Here is a 16,277-nt window from a genome sequence, read left to right on the forward strand (position 1 = left end):
ATCAGCGTCATCTGGCGTTTGCGCCATCGCGGCGGCGTTGCAACGGGTCTGCCAAAGATGAGAAGGCCGCGAGGCAGGGTCCGAGACCTAGACTCCAACCTCATAGCGCGCTCGGCTCGCGTTCGGAAGGTTCGAACCGCAGCACGATCAGGTGGCGACACCGTTGGTCGGAACCGGAACCCGACGAATGATCGTTCGTGACCGACATCTGTGAACAAGCAGTATGTGTCATTGCAATCACCACCCGTTGCGCGGAAATGCCCATATGGCCGTGAATGAACTGGATTTGGTGATTTTCCAGATGGCGGTGGAAAGCGTCCGCTTGCTCTCTTCAAGCTTTGATGAGAAGGCGGCTGAGATAGCCACGAGGAGCCGTGGTAGCCTTCTTTTTGACGTGCGGGTGGACGGTGACCTGGAGGTCCAGCGAGTCGCAGCCATTGGATATCCAGGCGACAAGATCGGTGTGGTGGCATTGGACCGAGAGGGCCTTGTTAGCTGTTGTTGCCTAGTCAATGGCACCTTCTCACCTTTCATTGCACCGTTGGAGAACTGGACCAGCATGCCCCTTTCGATGCAGGCCCAGATCGATGTCACAGGCTATGCGAGGCTCCTTCTGGCCGCCTTGCGAAATGCTGGACATATGCTGGACAGGTAGCATCGCGATGATGTCTGTGATGAGATGGTGCAAACGGCTGGATGAGGCGATCGCTTGCTGGCAGCTTTGGCAACAAAGCGATCGGTGAGTTCGCAATGCTGGAACACGTCCTTTAGACTCTGCAGTTAAGTTAGCGGACTACCATCTGACGAATGCCCTCTGACAGTCTGCATGGCGCGGCATGCCCTCTTAGGAATGCAGCCGTGGTTCTACACCATCGGCTGTTTTTGTGTCGAAGGCGACGGGCACGCCATGAACGAAGGAAGCGGCCGCCAACAGTTCCTCCAACTCGCGGTCGGTGGCCTTGCATGCCGGCATTAGTGTTCGGATGGCGCGGATCGCCTGCGCCATGGAGAGAAAGCGGACCCTTCCCCTGGAAAGGACATAGGCTTCTGCGGCTTTTTCGACGGTGACGGTGTGAAACGAATTGGTCATGACGAATTCCTCCCTGAACCCTGACCAACCCGACTTATGGCACGAATTCGACCGCCTTCAAGCCTATGTCCGATTGCGGACAATAGCTGCGATTCGTTCAAAACCGCTGATGCTTTTGGGCGACCTGGTGAGGGGCAAGGAGACGTCGGCTGAACCCGTTTCAACCGACATGCTTCAGGCAGCGGCCAGGCCGAAATAACGCTGCTCCTCCTTGTCATAAGCGCCATGTGTGAGCTTTATCAATCCGGCACGGTCGATGATCGTGATCTCGCCGCGCTTGGCGTGCACCAGTCCTCGATACTCAAGCATTTGCAGGGCCGTGGTGACCCCGGGCGGTGGGCGCGAGCATGGTCGCCAGAAATTCATGCGTCGGGAGGATCTTATCTCCTTCCGCACGGTCGTGGACCATCAGCTGCCAGCGGGCCAGCCGTTCTTCGATCTTGGAGTGGCCATTGACCAGTGCCGTCCGGCATGATTGGACGAGGAACGCGTGGGCATAATCCAGCACTGAGGTGCGAAGCGACGGGCTAATCGCAGGGCGAAGGTTTTCAACCGGCAGGCGCCAGGTAGTGCTTTCCTTTCCGAGAATGACGGCAATTCCTTTCATCCCGTCATAGCCGACAATGCCGACTTCACCTTGCCGCCCGCCGGTCATGGTGGCGACCACCGACGCGATGCCCCTCTCGGGAAAATATACGTTCTTGATCGGCTGATGCGCGACCTCCAACTGGTCCTTGATGCCCGGTTCGACGTGATGCAGCGATGGTCGCAAAAGCGCGAAGTCCTGCGGGGTGAGGGCTTCAGCACCTGGTCGCGAAAGAGGGATCGGGCAAGGCTCTCTTCCAACGGGGCAAGAGCGCGTACGTCTTACTGTCGGCTGCACCGAAGTAAATGCCGGCCGATGCCAAAGCATAGGCTTCGAAACGCGCGATTGCAAAGCCCTGTCGGGGCAGTGCAGTCATGCTAGAAGTCGCGCCGCCTACGATAGGCAGCGGATGACATGATTCCCTTCTGCGGCGGCCACCAAGAACGGCTCGGGCACGCTTTAATCGTTCATACACAAGCTCGCAGGAATGTAAGCAGCGGAACAATCGGGTGATTCGTACCGCCCTGCCCTTTCAGAGATCAAGTCATTGGACGTCAATTCGGCTGGAACGCCTCGTCGAACGGCCCAGGAAAATGCAGCCGGATGAGCAATGGTGGTTCACCTTATGTGCGGTCCCGGATATGCGGTCCGGCGGCTCATCTCCCAATAGCTTGTCGATGGGGAAGTGGAACTCGTCATGTCGCCGCGAACCGTCACCGCGCTAGCGGGGCTCTTTTGAAGACGCCGGTGTTTTTCTTTGTGGAACTGAATCTGTGAGGTGATTGATGCATGAATCAAACATTTGCGTATTTCCGCTGCATCGGCGACGTATATTGGTCGAAAGTATCGCCCAGGCCCTCGAGACCAAGAACGGCGAGGCGGCGAGTGCGTTCTGGCGCTGTGCTGCCAAGAAAATGCTCATTCAATTGTCCGATGTAGGAATTGCGCCAGAGCTCGCTGCGCAGGAGGTTGGAAGCCTTCTTCATGCGGTCTTGGACGACATGGCCAACCGAACGGTAATGCACAAAGCATAGGCTCGGGCGCTGTTGGACCGCGCGTCAGCTCGGGTCCTTATCAGGGGACTGCTCCGACTGGCCGACGGTCCGGCCAAACCGGCATACCGGCAAAGGTTTGAGGTTGCGATCGCTCACGGCGGCCGGTCCAATATTCTAAGACGACCTCAGAAGCCACGTTGGCTTCTTTGGACGAAGCGGAGGGGCGCCATTTTGGCGTGCTCACGCTGGACTGCGGGTTGCGCCTACGGAAATCCAAAGTCCGGCCGCGCGAGCCAATCGACCGGAACAGTCGAAAGCTCGTGGGGGCGGGTCCGCTCACCCTCACGGCGGCGGTGGCGGCCGTGAGCAGACTTAACTCAAGTCACGGCTGAGCATCCGCAGGCGCTATGCCGATTGGATGAGAACTGGTTGCCACAACACCGGCCCGTTGAGGCGTCCCCTCCAGCGGATGCGCAAGAGACTGGCGTAGGAAATATCGAGGAAGCCGGCGACTGCCTCGGTGTTGCCGACCTGCTTGGGCTGTCCGATACGTGACAACGGCCAGGTGGCGAGACGAAGGATCCTTTCGATGCGCGTATCTGTCACCGTTACGATCCCGGAGAGATTGTTGGCCAAGCCGAATTCGATGATCCCCGCGAAGAGCTCGTAGGTTGCTTGGGCCAGGCCGCCAGCTGCCTTCGGCGCTGTCGCAGGGAGATCGAGCGCGAAACGACTACTCTCCCAGATATCGGCACTCGCAGGGACCACCATCTCATCCAGCAGCGTCGGAAACGTATCGCGCAACATTGTCGGTCCGGTGGTCGGCAAAAGGCGGACGCAGCCGCAAGTTCGCCAATCGGACCCCTTGAGAAGCAGGTAGACGGGGTTCAGGCTGTCAAACGGGTCCGTTTCCATTTCGCCTTCGGTCTGCACTTCCCAATCGAGCCGCTTCTTGAAAACCCGATACCTAAGTCCGTGCATTTCCTTGAGTTCGCTCGCAAACTCGGCGTAGCAGTCGGGTGTTATCAGCTGCATCATTGTCGTCTCCGTGCGGGATGTGTCCACGCAATCGAAGGGCAAAGCCGTCATGAATGCAGCCTGTAGACCTTTACAGCTAGACTTGGAGAGGATCAGGATCTCGCCCGAGCAGCCATCCGCACTACGGCCTGGTTGATGGTTCGCACGCCAAGCTTCGCCTTGGCGTTTTCCTGATGGAAGGTCACGGTGCGTTTCGAGACACCGAGAATCTGGCTGATATCCCAGGCCGACTTGCCGCACGCCGCCCATTTCAGGCACTCGAACTCCCGCCGGGTGAGCGTTATGCCATCTACCACGCAATCTTCGGCGAGCCTGCGCCGGGCATGGATATGAACGTTGATCGCAACCAGTTGCATTGCTTTTTCGTAGCGCGTCAGCGACCTCAGAAATGGCGGATGCGCCTCGTTGGAGGCGAAGGTCAGTGCGGCGAACCGGCCGCGATGATCATGCATCGACATGGTCAGTCCGCCGCGAATGCCGAACTCAGCTGCTTTTTCCAGGACTTCCTGCTGAGAGGTCGGCAAATAACGGTGATCGCGGTCCACACCCCAGTCGAAGGTATCCCAGCCCCGCAGTCCCCGCAGGATCACGGGATCCACGCTGTGGTAGCGCTGTTGCAGGTAATGTGATGTCCATGATGATGGATAATTCGAGATCAATCGCGGCCTGTCGCCGGAAGCGGATGGGTAGGTGAAATAAGCGAAGAGCGGAAAGTCGAACCCGGCTGCGGCGGACGCCATTGCCTCATGGAGATCGACGGCATCGACGCTTGCAGAGAGTTGCTCGACCAAGGTTTCAAATACGCGATGCATCTGCGCTTAGCGTACCTCGCGGAGGTTGCTGGAAGCCGACGGAGACGTGGTTCTAAATGATGGCCTGTCCCTGCAGGGCATACGACGCGCCGCCGTCATCACCGCAATTGCTGTGCTGCTTCCGATTGGAGAGAGCTCCGCCCACCTGACCAACTACCGATGGGTGATATTGCGACGTTATCGATGAGCCGCGTGTCGCCAAGCCAAGCCGCAGCAAGCAAGCGTGCCGGTCGGTCAAGGCTTGCTAACGATTGCAGGTCTGTTTCTCCGCGCAGCTCCAGGTATTCGAGCTCGCGATAGCCGGCAGCCAGAATTGCTGCACGCGCTTCATCAAGCGTAGGCAGGATGGGGGAGCCGCGTGCAAGCCGCTCGGCCGTATCGAGCAGGACCGATGCTAGTTTTGGGGCAATGGCGCGTTGGGCTGGGGAGAGCCGCACGTTACGCGACGATAGCGCAAGACCATCGGCTTCGCGGACTGTCGGACAGGGCACAATAGTGATCGGAATGTCGAGATCCCGGACCAAGCGCCTGACAAGCTGAAGTTGCTGAAAATCCTTTTCGCCAAAAAAGGCGAAGTCAGCGCCGGCCTGCAGGAAGAGCTTGGCCACGACCGTCGCCACGCCATTGAAATGGCCGGGCCGGAATGCGCCGCAAAGGCATTCGCTGATGCCGGACACTGAAACGGCCGTGGCGAAGCCCACCTGGTACATTTCCTCTGTGTCCGGCACATAGAGCAGATGCGTGCCCAGCAGAGCGAGCTTGGCAGCATCGTCGCTTTCCGTCCGAGGGTAGGCAATCAGGTCGGCGGGGCTGTTGAACTGCTTGGGGTTTACGAACAGCGTCACGATCACCCGCTCGGCCCTTTCGAGCGCCTTCCGCACGAGGCTCAGATGCCCGTCGTGCAAGGCTCCCATGGTCGGCACAATACCGATCGTGGCACCCGAGCGACGCCATTGCGCAACGACGCCGCGCAGCTCGCTCACGGTTCGAGCGATCGGCACGCTCATGTGAAGTCACCGGCCTTCAAGGCGTTGACATAGAGATGTTCGACCGCCGGAAAGTGCCGGTTCCGCACATCGGTGGCGTAAGCGGCGATTGCCGCCTCAGCCTGCTCACCGAGCTCGGCATAGCGTTTGACGAACTTCGGCCGAAATGAGGTGAAGAGCCCGAGCATATCGTGGCTCACCAGAATCTGGCCGTCGCAAGCTGGCGAGGCACCGATGCCGATTGTGGGTATGTCGATATCGGCGGTTATCTGCCGTGCAAGCTGCTCCGGTATCTTTTCCAGCACCAAGGAGAAGGCGCCCGCTTCGGTTACCGCCCTGGCGTCGCGCCTGATCCGCTCTGCATCGGCTCCCCGGCCCTGCACACGATAGCCTCCAAACGTGTTTACCGCCTGCGGCGTCAGGCCCACATGGGCCATGACAGGTACGCCGCGCGCGGTAAGGAAGCGGATGGTTTCCGAGATGGTCTCGCCGCCCTCGATCTTTACCGCTGAACAACCGGTCTCACCCATCACGCGCGCAGCGTTGCCGAAAGCGTGCTCTGGGCTTTCCTCGTAGGAACCGAAGGGCAGGTCGACGACCATCAGCGCGTGTTCAAGGCCGCGGCGAACGGCCTGTCCGTGCATGATCATCATGTCGAGCGTGACCCCCAGCGTCGACGACAGGCCGTGCAGCACCATGCCGACGCTGTCGCCGACAAGAACGATGTCGCAGTGGCGATCGAGCAGCCTCGCGACCGGCGTGGTGTAGGCCGTCAAGCATACAAGTGGCGTCTGGCCTTTTCGCGATCGAATATCTGGAGGAGTCATCCCTTTTATCTCACCAGCCGCGCTCAACCGAGGCCCCTTCCCTTACGTTACCAACAGCGGGTGTCGCGTTTGGCATATTTTTGTGCGACTGCGAAGAGCTAAAAACAGCGCTTGAGTACTCTGGTGTTGACGTGCTGGCTTCCAAGGTTACATTCAATCGATTAAGGCGCTCCGTTGGGCCAACCCGCTTTCGCAAACATGGATCCTCAGACAAGAAGAACCAAGAAAGGCAAAGCCGCCGTCAAAGCTGACGAAGCCAAAGTGGACCTGACTGCCGTCGTGGTCGCCGTAAACGACAGTGAGCCCTGTGTCCTCACAGTCGGTCATGCGGACACCCTCCCTTCTGGACCTTTTGCCCTTGAGCATCGATCACTGCAGTCGGGTTTGAGGGGGTGGGTGGAGCAGCAGACCGGCCATGCACTTGGATACATCGAGCAACTCTACACCTTCGCCGATCGCGATCGCATCGGCACTGAGCGCCACCAGCGCGTCATCTCAATCAGCTATCTCGCATTGACCAGGAAGGAACAGGCAACGAACTCGGCCGCGTGCGGCTGGCAAAGTTGGTACGAATATTTTCCCTGGGAGGACCACCGCTTCGGCACGCCGCCTGTGCTGCTCGATAGATTGCGGCCCCGCCTGATTGAGTGGGCCGGCGGCGCCAGCGAGCCGACCACTCAACGCGAGCGCCGGCAGCGCGCTGCGATAGCCTTCGGCTTCGACGACCGCCATTGGAACGAGGAACTCACGCTCCAACGCTACGAGTTGCTCTATGAAGCTGGTCTGATTGAGGAGGCCGGTGGCGGCAGGGACGCGATTGCGGCCGCGGCTGGCAAACCAATGGTCGCTGACCACCGTCGTATTCTGGCAACCGGGATCGCGCGGCTGCGTTCGAAGATCAAATACCGGCCGGTCGTGTTCGAGCTTATGCGGCCTTCCTTCACGCTGCTGCAACTGCAGCGAACCGTGGAAGCTTTGGCTGGCAGGCTGATCAACAAGCCGAACTTCCGGAGATTGGTCGAGCAGCAGGAACTTGTTGAGGAGACCGGGGAGACCTCCCTCGACACGGGCGGCCGACCGGCGAAGCTTTATCGCTTCCGGCATGCCGTCCTCGACGACAGGGCTATCGCCGGGACAAAATTACCGCTGGCGCGGGCTTGACATACTTATAGTCAAGGTAGATATATTCCCTTATTGTCAAACCGAATATAATCGAGGCGCCAATGACTGGGGCGTTACCTATGGCTGCGTCCCTGTATGAGCGTGTCCGGCGGGTGATCCCACCCGTTGAATGGCTCGCGTTCGCCGGCGATATTGAAGCCATCTTAGCGCTGAAGCGTGAGCGCAATGCGGTGGTGCTGGCGCACAATTACCAGACGCCCGAAATTTTTCATTGCGTGGCAGACATCGTCGGCGACAGCCTGGCGTTGGCCCACAAGGCGGTGACGGTCGACGCCGACATCATCGTGGTTGCCGGCGTTCATTTCATGGCCGAGACGGCAAAACTGCTCAATCCGAACAAGACCGTGCTCATCCCGGATCTCCGCGCCGGCTGCTCGCTGGCCGAATCGATCACGGCAAACGACGTGCGGCTAATGCGGCTGCGGTATCCGGGGGTCCCCGTTGTTACTTACGTCAACACTTCCGCCGCCGTAAAAGCGGAGTCCGACATCTGCTGCACGTCCGGCAACGCCAAGGCGGTGGTGGAATCGCTTGGCGTGGCGCGTGTGCTGATGCTCCCGGACGAATATCTGGCGAGGAACGTGGCAGCCGATACAGACGTCGAGATCATCGCCTGGAAAGGCCATTGCGAGGTGCATGAGCGCTTCACCGCAGCAGACATCCGGGAACTGCGCGATGCCCATCCAGGCGTCATCGTGCTGGCCCATCCAGAATGCCCACCAGACGTTGTCGCGGAGGCGGAGTTCTCCGGCTCGACCGCGGCGATGTCGGATTATGTCGAGCGTGAGAAACCGACGCGTGTCGTCCTTCTGACCGAATGTTCGATGAGCGACAACGTCGCGGTCGCGCATCCCGACGTCGAGTTCGTTCGCCCATGCAATCTGTGCCCGCACATGAAGCGCATCAACCTGGCCAACATTCGCGCCGCACTCGAGCAGAACCGGCATGAGGTCCGGATTGATCCCGAAATTGCCGGCCCCGCCCGCCGCGCGGTCGAGCGCATGCTTTCCCTATGAGTCTGGAGGTTCGCGACATCGCCGGGGCGCCGGTCGTCATCGGCGGCGGCATTGCCGGCCTGATGACGGCGCTTCATCTGGCGCCGGAACCGGTCGTGCTTTTGACCAACGCGCCGCTTGGAACCGGAGCCTGCAGTGAACTTGCCCAGGGCGGTCTTGCGGCAAGTCTCGGGGGCGACGACGGCCCAGATTTTCACCTTTGCGACACGATAGCTGCCGGCGACGGACTCTGCGATGAGGCCACGGTGCGGCGAGTGGTACGAGCTGCACCCGAAGCGATTAGGACGATCCAAAGGTTCGGCGTCGACTTCGACCAGCACCCTGACCGCGCGTTGCGACTTGGGCTCGAGGCGGCACACTCGCGACGGCGAATTGTGCATGCAGCCGGCGACGCCACCGGTCGCGAGTTGGTGCGCGCGCTCGTCGCCGCGGTTCGGCGTACAGCCTCGATCACCATTATCGAAAATGTGGAGGTCCGCCGGCTGGTCGTGCAGGACGGGTCGGTCATCGCCGTGGTCGCAGCAGGACGAGCCGGCGCGCTCGCTCTGCCCACGCGTCGCGCGGTGCTGGCGACCGGCGGCGTCGGCGGGCTGTTTTGCGACACGACAAACCCCGCTGGCTCATGGGGTCACGGGCTGGCGCTCGCCGCATGGGCGGGGGCGGAACTCGCCGACTTGGAATTCATACAGTTCCATCCAACTGCGCTCGACGGTCCGCGCCGGCCGATGCCGCTGGTGAGCGAAGCCGTGCGTGGCGAAGGCGCGGTGCTCATCGATGAGCGAGGAGAGCGCTTCCTCGCCGACACACCTGGCGGTGAACTTGCGCCTCGCGACGTCGTAGCGCGCGCCATTTGGCACCAGCTTGCCGTTGGACGCCGCGTATTCCTGGACGCACGGCAAAGTCTCGGCCCGAGATTTGGCAAGCGTTTTCCAGGCATCGCCGAATTGTGCCGGAGCGCAGGAATCGACCCCGCGACCGACCTGATCCCGGTGCGCCCGGCGGCACATTATCACATGGGCGGCGTCGCCGTAGACAGCGCCGGCCGCAGCTCCATCGAGGGATTGTGGGCCTGCGGTGAGGTGGCCTGTACCGGCCTGCACGGCGCCAACCGCCTGGCCAGCAACTCGCTCACCGAAGCGGCGGTCACCGCGAGCTGGGTTGCCGAAAGCGTTGCCGGCACGTCGTATACCCGGCGACCGCGCAGATGCTCCACATTCGTCCCTCCACGACCAGACGCTTCCGTGGTCCGCCCGATTGTCTCCGCCGCCCTGGGTATCATCCGCGACGGCGAGGCAATGCGCGAAGCGGTGGCGACCCTGCTGCCGATCGCAGCCAATAGTGTCGCTGCCTCTGGTCCGGCTTTGGTCTCACTGATGATCGCCGCGGCGGCCCTGAGGCGGGAAGAGAGTCGAGGCGCGCACTGTCGGTCCGATTTCCCGCTCCACGATGCCAACGTGCGCCCATCACGGCTGACACTGCACAGCGCAATGCGGGCCGCGGCCGCACTCGATTGCCGGGCTACCATACGGAGCACTTGATATGACTTCATTCTCCCCCCTCCCCGCGACCCTGATCGAACCGATTGTGCGCGTTGCGCTCCTCGAAGACCTGGGCAGATCCGGCGACCTGACCACCGATGCGGTTATCCCGTATGATTGCACTGCCACGTTGGTGCTCAAAGCGAGGCAGGCGGGCGTCGTTGCCGGGCTCGATCTGGTCTCGTATGCCTTCCTTCTCGTGGAACCGGCGATCAACATCCAGATCTGGCGCCCTGATGGCAGCGAGGTTGGGGCCGGGGAAACCATTGCAAGATTGTCCGGACCCGCACGAGGCCTGCTCACGGCCGAACGCACGGCCCTCAATTTCTTATGCCGGCTGAGCGGCATTGCCACTGCCACAGCGGCCATGGTTGAGGCCGTGCGCGGTCACAAGGCGAGGATTGTATCGACGCGAAAGACGACGCCCGGGCTGCGGGCATTGGAGAAATACGCCGTGCGCGTCGGCGGCGGTGCCAATCACCGGTTCGGCCTCGATGACGGCGTGCTCATAAAGGACAACCACATCGCGATCGCCGGCGATATCCGCACAGCAATAGAGCGGGCGCGCGCCGCAGCAGGGCATATGGTGAAGGTCGAGGTCGAGGTCGACACGCTGAAGCAGCTCGATGCAGCGCTCGCGATTGGTGTTGACGCGGTGCTGCTCGACAATATGTCGGTCGAGGATCTTGCCCGCGCGGTTTCTATAGTGGATGGCCGTACGATCACCGAGGCGTCCGGTCGGGTGATGCCGAAAACGGCGGCGGCGATTGCGGCGACCGGTGTCGATCTCATCTCCATGGGTTGGCTGACGCACAGCGCCCCGATCCTCGACATCGGCCTGGACATGCCGGACCACCAGAACATCTGCAAGCACTTGAACTGAGGATTACGGCGTGAGGAGCAACATCAGCTCGGCAGGCGTAGGAGGTGCTGGAAAGACGTGCCGCAGCTCGCCTTTAGCGAGTGCGCCCCAAAGCCAAGAAGGCGTACCGGACTAGCAAACAAAGGTTTGACGATGACGATTGGAATGAACTCGGAGTTCGACGTGAACCAGACCATGCAATCGGTCGATGGAACGCCTCCGCGATGGAACCGCAAAGAGGCCGAGGCCATCTACGGCATGCCATTCAACGATCTGCTGTTCCTAGCTCAGACGATCCACCGCCAGAACTTCGATCGAAACCGAGTGCAGCTGTCGCGGCTCCTTAGCATCAAGACCGGCGGGTGCCCCGAAGATTGCGGCTATTGCAGCCAGTCTGCGCATTACGAAACCGGTGTGAAGGCGTCGAAGCTGGTGGACGTCAAGCATGTCATCGACGAAGCGGCCATGGCGCGTGATGGCGGCGCAACGCGCTATTGCATGGGCGCGGCGTGGCGAAGTCCCAAGGAGCGCGACATGGAGGTTGTGGTCGCCATGATTGAGGGCGTCAAGGCCCTCGGCATGGAGACCTGCATGACGCTCGGCATGCTCGATCTTGAGCAAGCTGCTCGCCTGAAGCAGGCCGGTCTCGACTACTATAACCACAACATCGATACCTCTGAGCGCTACTATGGCGAGGTTATTTCAACCAGGACTTTTGCCGACCGGCTGGAAACGCTTGGGCACGTGCGCGCGGTTGGGATGAAAGTCTGCTGCGGCGGCATTGTCGGGATGGGAGAAGAAAAGACCGATCGCATCGACATGCTGGTCACGCTCGCGAACCTGCCCGAGCCGCCGGAAAGCGTGCCGATCAACATGCTTATTCCCATCGAAGGCACGCCGCTTGCCGCGGCCGACGCCATCGATCCGATCGATTTCGTCCGCATCGTTGCGCTCGCGCGGGTGATGATGCCGAAATCCTATGTAAGGCTGTCCGCCGGCAGGACGGCGATGAGCGACGAAACGCAGGCGCTGTGCTTCTTTGCCGGGGCCAATTCGATCTTTGTCGGCGACACGCTGCTGACGGCGGGAAATCCCGGCGAGGACAAGGATACCCTTCTGTTCCGGCGCCTCGGCATTGAGCCTATGGAACTCGCCACGCAATGAAGGAGGCAATTCTTGCCCGCTATGACGCAACCTTGCGGGGACTGGGGCGCAAGGACCGGTTGCGGACGCTCGCACCGCGCGCCGGGCTCGACTTCTCGTCGAACGACTATATCGGACTTGCCGCCTCCAAAAGACTGGGCGATGCGGTTTCGACGGCGATTGCGCGGGGCACGCCAGTGGGCGCCACCGGATCGCGGCTGTTGCGCGGCAATGCACCGGAACATGAGCAACTGGAGGCGGACGCAGCGGCATTTTTCGGAGCCGAGCGTGCACTGTTCTTCGGCAGCGGCTATATCGCCAACTTCGCTCTGCTGACGGCCCTGCCGCAGAAAGGCGACCTGCTGGTCCTCGACGAGCTCGCTCATGCCAGCATGCATGAGGGTGCCCAGGCCGGGCGCGCTGAGTTCAAGCTGGCCGCGCACAACGACGTCGACGCTGTCGAGGACGCAATCACCCGCTGGCGCGCCGAAGGCGGCATGGGGCGGGTGTGGATCGCCTTCGAAAGCCTTTACAGCATGGATGGCGACCGTGCGCCGATGGAGAGCCTGGTCGCGCTGGCTGATCGGTACCAGGCATTCATCGTCGTCGATGAAGCGCATGCCACCGGCGTCTGGGGACCGGACGGCCGGGGACTGGCCGCCGCGTATGAAGGCCGCGACAACATCGTCACGCTCCACACATGCGGCAAGGCGCTTGGCGCATCCGGCGCGCTCGTTACCGGACCGCGAACACTGTGCGACTATCTTATCAACCGGTGCCGGCCATTCATCTATGCGACCGCACCATCGCCGCTGATGGCAGTCGCGGCACGTGAGGCGCTGACTATTCTGTCTGACGAGCCTATGCGTCGTGCTCAGTTGCACGAGCGTGTCGCTTTCGCGAGCCGGCAATTGGCCGAACGCTGCGGCGTGATGCCCAGCGGTTCGCAGATCCAGCCGCTTGTGATCGGCGATAACAGCCGCACCATGGCGGTGGCGGCAGGACTGCAGGCACGCGGCTTCGACATACGCGGCATTCGCCCGCCGACAGTGCCTGAGGGTACGTCGCGCCTGCGCATTTCGCTGACTCTCAACGTCGACGAAGCCGACATTTCCGCCATGGTCGAGGCTCTCGTCGGAGTGTTGGCCACAGCATGACCAAACGCATCGTCGTCACCGGAACAGACACTGGAATTGGCAAGACAGTGTTTTCGGCCGGACTTGCCGGGCTGCTCGACGGCTTCTACTGGAAGCCGGTGCAATCGGGCCTCAACGAGGAGACCGACAGCGAGGTCGTCGCCCGGCTTTCCGGCTTGCCCGACGGACGCGTGCTGCCCGAAGTCTATCGACTGACGATGCCGCTGTCGCCGCATCGATCAGCCGAAATCGACGGCGTCGCGATCGAGGCCGACGATCTTTCATTTCCGGTCCTGCCGACACCGCTCGTCATCGAAGGCGCCGGCGGGCTGATGGTGCCGCTCAATCGACAGACAAGGTTCATTGACATATTCGAACAATGGCGGCTGCCGGTCATACTGTGCGCCCGCACCGCGCTTGGCACCATCAATCATACGCTGTTGTCGATCGAGGCCCTGAGAGCCCGCTCCATCCCGCTCATCGGCATTGCCTTCATTGGCGAAGAGGTGGCCGATACACAAAGGACAATCGTGGAATTCGGCGGCGTGCCGCAGCTGGGCAGGCTGCCGCACCTCGGTCCGCTGACGGGTGAAACGTTGAGAGATGCAATGATTTCCGGCTTCGACCTGGCCATGATTGCCGGAGGCGACTGATGGCGGAGTCTCGAGTCTGGCATCCGTTCACGCAGCACGCGCTAGAGCCCTCGGTCCCTGAAATCGTGCTGACTGAAGGCGCCTATCTCCACAAGGCCGACGGCTTCCGCATCCTCGATGCGATTTCTTCCTGGTGGGTCGTCACCCATGGCCATCGCCACCCCCGCATCATGAAGGCCATCGAGACGACCGCGTCGAGCCTCGACCAGATCATCTTCGCGGGCTTCACCCACGAGCCGGCCGAACGGCTGGCCGAGGCGCTTATCGGCATCGCACCCGCCGGCCTCGACCGGGTGTTCTATTCCGACAGTGGCTCCACCTCAGTCGAAGTCGCGCTGAAGATGGCGCTCGGCTATTTCCGCAACATCGGCGCGCCGCGTTCGCGCATCGCCGTCATGGAGCACAGCTATCATGGCGACACGATCGGGGCGATGAGCGTCGGCGCCCGCGGCGTCTTCAACGCCGCCTATGATCCTTTGCTGTTCGAGGTCGACGCCATCCCCTTCCCGGCCGCCGGGCGCGAGCAGGAAACGCTGGATCGGTTCGAGGCCGTTAGCCGCGACCGGCGCGCAGCCGCGCTGATCGTCGAGCCGCTGGTGCTTGGCGCCGGCGGCATGCTGATGTATCCGGCCTGGGTTCTTGCCGAATTGAAGAGGATCGCCGAAGCCTCCGGCACGCTGCTGATCGCCGATGAAGTGATGACCGGCTGGGGGCGCACCGGAACCATGTTTGCCTGCGAACAGGCGTCCGTCTCGCCCGACATCTTGTGCACCTCGAAAGGTCTGACCGGTGGTACCATCCCGCTGGCCGCCACGATCGCCACCGATGCCATCTTCCACGCTCACTTTTCGGAGGATCGCAAGAAGACGTTTTTCCATTCGAGCTCCTACACCGCCAATCCGATCGCCTGCGCGGCAGCACTTGCCAATGTCGAGATCTGGCGTGACGAGCCGGTGGCCGAGCGGATCGCGGTCTTGAGCGCGAGGCAGGCCGCCGGGCTGCAACGCTTCCGGGTCAATCCATATTTCACCGACTGCCGGACAACCGGCACCATCGCGGCACTCGACCTACGCACCGGCTCAGCCGGTTATCTGGCCGAGATCGGGCCAAAACTGCGCGCTTTTTTCCTTGAGCGGGGGCTACTTGTGCGCCCGCTCGGCAATGTCCTCTATCTTCTACCGCCCTATTGCATCACCAGCGACGAATTGGGCGGGCTCTATGACGCGATAGAGGAGGCCGGCGAACGCTTCGGCTCGCGGCCATGAACCTATCGTCGCGCGTTCTCGGCTTCGGCCATCATGCGCCGGCGCGCAAGGTCGAGAACCCGGAAATCGAAGACCGGCTCGGGCTTGAGCCCGGCTGGATCGAGCGGCGCACCGGAATTCGCTCGCGCTTCTGGGCAACAGACGAAGACACGCTGTCGGGCCTTGCCGCCTCTGCCGGCGACATGGCGCTGACCAATGCCGGTATCGACCGCGGCGACGTCGGTCTACTCTTGCTCGCCACGTCGACGCCCGATCACCTTCTGCCGCCAAGCGCGCCGCTGGTCGCACATCGGCTGGGGCTAGGCCGCGCCGGAGCGATCGACCTGACCGGCGCCTGCGCCGGCTTCATCTATGCGCTGATGTTCGCCGACGGGTTCACCCGCCTGCACGGCAAAGCGAGCCTTGTCATCGCCGCCAACATCCTCAGCCACCGCATCAATTTGGCCGAGCGCGCCAGCGCCGTGCTGTTTGCCGATGCCGCCGGCGCCATGGTGATCAGTCCTTGCGATGACCCGGATCGAGGCATTCTCGGCGCTTCGGTGGATTCCGACGGCTCGCGCTACGGGCTAATCCAGATTCCCGCCGGGGGAAGCAACACTCCGTTCCATGCCGACCTCGACCTCGCGCAGACACGGATGACGATCACTGACGGCCGTGAAGTATTCAGCAAGGCCGTGGAGATGATGACCGCCTGCTCGAGAGATGCGCTCACTGCTGCCCGACTGAGGCCGCAAGACCTCGATCGTTTCGTGCCGCATCAGGCCAATGCGCGCATTTTCGACGCGGTCGGCAGGAACCTCGGCATCGCTGATCACTCGATCGTCAAGACGATCGCCGAATATGGCAACTCTTCCGCCGCGACGATCCCGCTCTCATTGTCGCTGGCCCATCGGGCGCAGCCGTTTCGGCCTGGCGAGAAAGTCCTCTTGGCGGCAGCGGGTGCGGGTCTCAGCGGCGGCGCGCTTGTGGTGGGAATTTAGCAAAGCAATGCTTGCGCACAGGACTGCTCATGAATGAGACTATGAGAATGGCTCAATACGTAAATAGTCGCCGGCAAGCTCCATAGAGCTGGGTTCCGTGCGGTGCTCCGCGATGTCTAAGTATCGACCCGCTTGCTCAAATCGCAGCGCTCATCGAAGGCCAGCAAT

Annotated in this window: 18 protein-coding genes; 11 read left to right on the top strand and 7 right to left on the bottom strand. The window is 61.6% G+C overall.

Annotated features, from left to right (window positions below; all coding sequences use genetic code 11):
• Positions 1-265: 265 nt before the first annotated feature.
• Positions 266-655, top strand: coding sequence for a hypothetical protein (locus tag EN862_RS19535; protein WP_024505560.1), 390 nt, complete (start codon positions 266-268; stop codon positions 653-655).
• 189 nt (positions 656-844) lie between these two features.
• Here the strand turns inward: EN862_RS19535 and EN862_RS19540 are convergent, their stop codons facing one another.
• From EN862_RS19540 to EN862_RS19545, 3 genes are all read right to left on the bottom strand, one after another.
• Positions 845-1,090 carry a hypothetical protein gene (locus EN862_RS19540; protein ID WP_063169243.1) on the bottom strand — a complete coding sequence of 82 codons (246 nt, stop codon included), beginning with the start codon at positions 1,088-1,090 and terminating at the stop codon, positions 845-847.
• A 174-nt stretch (positions 1,091-1,264) separates the two neighbouring features.
• Positions 1,265-1,399 (bottom strand): hypothetical protein, encoded by a 135-nt coding sequence (locus tag EN862_RS37410; RefSeq protein ID WP_256754986.1) that lies wholly within the window; start codon positions 1,397-1,399, stop codon positions 1,265-1,267.
• The gene (locus EN862_RS19545) at positions 1,392-1,862 is read right to left on the bottom strand and encodes a hypothetical protein (RefSeq protein ID WP_245454734.1); all 471 of its coding nucleotides are present in this window, start codon (positions 1,860-1,862) and stop codon (positions 1,392-1,394) included. Before EN862_RS19545 ends, EN862_RS37410 begins: the two co-directional genes overlap by 8 nt.
• 599 nt (positions 1,863-2,461) lie before the next feature.
• Between EN862_RS19545 and EN862_RS36880 the strand changes: the two genes are divergently transcribed.
• Positions 2,462-2,710: a DUF6074 family protein gene (locus EN862_RS36880; RefSeq protein WP_063169245.1), complete on the top strand. Its 249-nt coding sequence runs from the start codon at positions 2,462-2,464 to the stop codon at positions 2,708-2,710.
• A 366-nt stretch (positions 2,711-3,076) separates the two neighbouring features.
• On the opposite strand, the gene EN862_RS19555 is transcribed toward EN862_RS36880, so the two are convergent.
• The 4 genes from EN862_RS19555 to panB all read right to left on the bottom strand — a co-directional run bounded on the left by EN862_RS19555 (position 3,077) and on the right by panB (position 6,361).
• Positions 3,077-3,709 (bottom strand): acyl-homoserine-lactone synthase, encoded by a 633-nt coding sequence (locus EN862_RS19555; protein ID WP_126057769.1) that lies wholly within the window; start codon positions 3,707-3,709, stop codon positions 3,077-3,079.
• Positions 3,710-3,801: 92 nt separating this feature from the next.
• On the bottom strand, positions 3,802-4,521 hold the full coding sequence (locus EN862_RS19560; protein ID WP_126057768.1) for a LuxR family transcriptional regulator: 720 nt from the start codon (positions 4,519-4,521) through the stop codon (positions 3,802-3,804).
• Positions 4,522-4,619: 98 nt separating this feature from the next.
• Complete coding sequence (gene panC, locus EN862_RS19565; RefSeq protein WP_024505565.1) at positions 4,620-5,528, bottom strand: pantoate--beta-alanine ligase; 909 nt, start codon at positions 5,526-5,528, stop codon at positions 4,620-4,622.
• Positions 5,525-6,361: a 3-methyl-2-oxobutanoate hydroxymethyltransferase gene (gene panB, locus EN862_RS19570; RefSeq protein WP_126063927.1), complete on the bottom strand. Its 837-nt coding sequence runs from the start codon at positions 6,359-6,361 to the stop codon at positions 5,525-5,527. The genes panC and panB overlap by 4 nt, the downstream gene beginning before the upstream one ends.
• A 171-nt stretch (positions 6,362-6,532) precedes the next feature.
• Between panB and EN862_RS19575 the strand changes: the two genes are divergently transcribed.
• The 9 genes from EN862_RS19575 (at position 6,533) to EN862_RS19615 (ending at position 16,109) form a co-directional block, all read left to right on the top strand.
• Positions 6,533-7,495, top strand: a complete 963-nt coding sequence (locus EN862_RS19575; RefSeq protein ID WP_126063926.1) for a hypothetical protein — start codon at positions 6,533-6,535, stop codon at positions 7,493-7,495.
• Between the two features lie 62 nt (positions 7,496-7,557).
• A complete protein-coding gene (nadA, locus tag EN862_RS19580) occupies positions 7,558-8,532 on the top strand; it encodes a quinolinate synthase NadA (RefSeq protein ID WP_126063925.1) in 975 nt (324 codons plus the stop codon).
• Positions 8,529-10,070: an L-aspartate oxidase gene (locus EN862_RS19585; RefSeq protein WP_024505569.1), complete on the top strand. Its 1,542-nt coding sequence runs from the start codon at positions 8,529-8,531 to the stop codon at positions 10,068-10,070. Before nadA ends, EN862_RS19585 begins: the two co-directional genes overlap by 4 nt.
• 1 nt (position 10,071) lies before the next feature.
• The gene (gene nadC / locus EN862_RS19590; RefSeq protein WP_024505570.1) at positions 10,072-10,953 is read left to right on the top strand and encodes a carboxylating nicotinate-nucleotide diphosphorylase; all 882 of its coding nucleotides are present in this window, start codon (positions 10,072-10,074) and stop codon (positions 10,951-10,953) included.
• Between the two features lie 174 nt (positions 10,954-11,127).
• Complete coding sequence (gene bioB / locus EN862_RS19595; protein ID WP_245454882.1) at positions 11,128-12,096, top strand: biotin synthase BioB; 969 nt, start codon at positions 11,128-11,130, stop codon at positions 12,094-12,096.
• Positions 12,093-13,232, top strand: coding sequence for an 8-amino-7-oxononanoate synthase (locus EN862_RS19600; RefSeq protein WP_024505572.1), 1,140 nt, complete (start codon positions 12,093-12,095; stop codon positions 13,230-13,232). The genes bioB and EN862_RS19600 overlap by 4 nt, the downstream gene beginning before the upstream one ends.
• Positions 13,229-13,864 carry a dethiobiotin synthase gene (gene bioD / locus EN862_RS19605; protein WP_063169254.1) on the top strand — a complete coding sequence of 212 codons (636 nt, stop codon included), beginning with the start codon at positions 13,229-13,231 and terminating at the stop codon, positions 13,862-13,864. The genes EN862_RS19600 and bioD overlap by 4 nt, the downstream gene beginning before the upstream one ends.
• Positions 13,864-15,129 carry an adenosylmethionine--8-amino-7-oxononanoate transaminase gene (locus EN862_RS19610; RefSeq protein WP_126080683.1) on the top strand — a complete coding sequence of 422 codons (1,266 nt, stop codon included), beginning with the start codon at positions 13,864-13,866 and terminating at the stop codon, positions 15,127-15,129. The genes bioD and EN862_RS19610 overlap by 1 nt, the downstream gene beginning before the upstream one ends.
• On the top strand, positions 15,126-16,109 hold the full coding sequence (locus EN862_RS19615) for a beta-ketoacyl-ACP synthase III (protein ID WP_126063924.1): 984 nt from the start codon (positions 15,126-15,128) through the stop codon (positions 16,107-16,109). The genes EN862_RS19610 and EN862_RS19615 overlap by 4 nt, the downstream gene beginning before the upstream one ends.
• Positions 16,110-16,277: the final 168 nt, after the last annotated feature.

Source organism: Mesorhizobium sp. M2E.F.Ca.ET.219.01.1.1 (assembly GCF_004016445.2).
Taxonomy (GTDB): Bacteria; Pseudomonadota; Alphaproteobacteria; order Rhizobiales; family Rhizobiaceae; genus Mesorhizobium.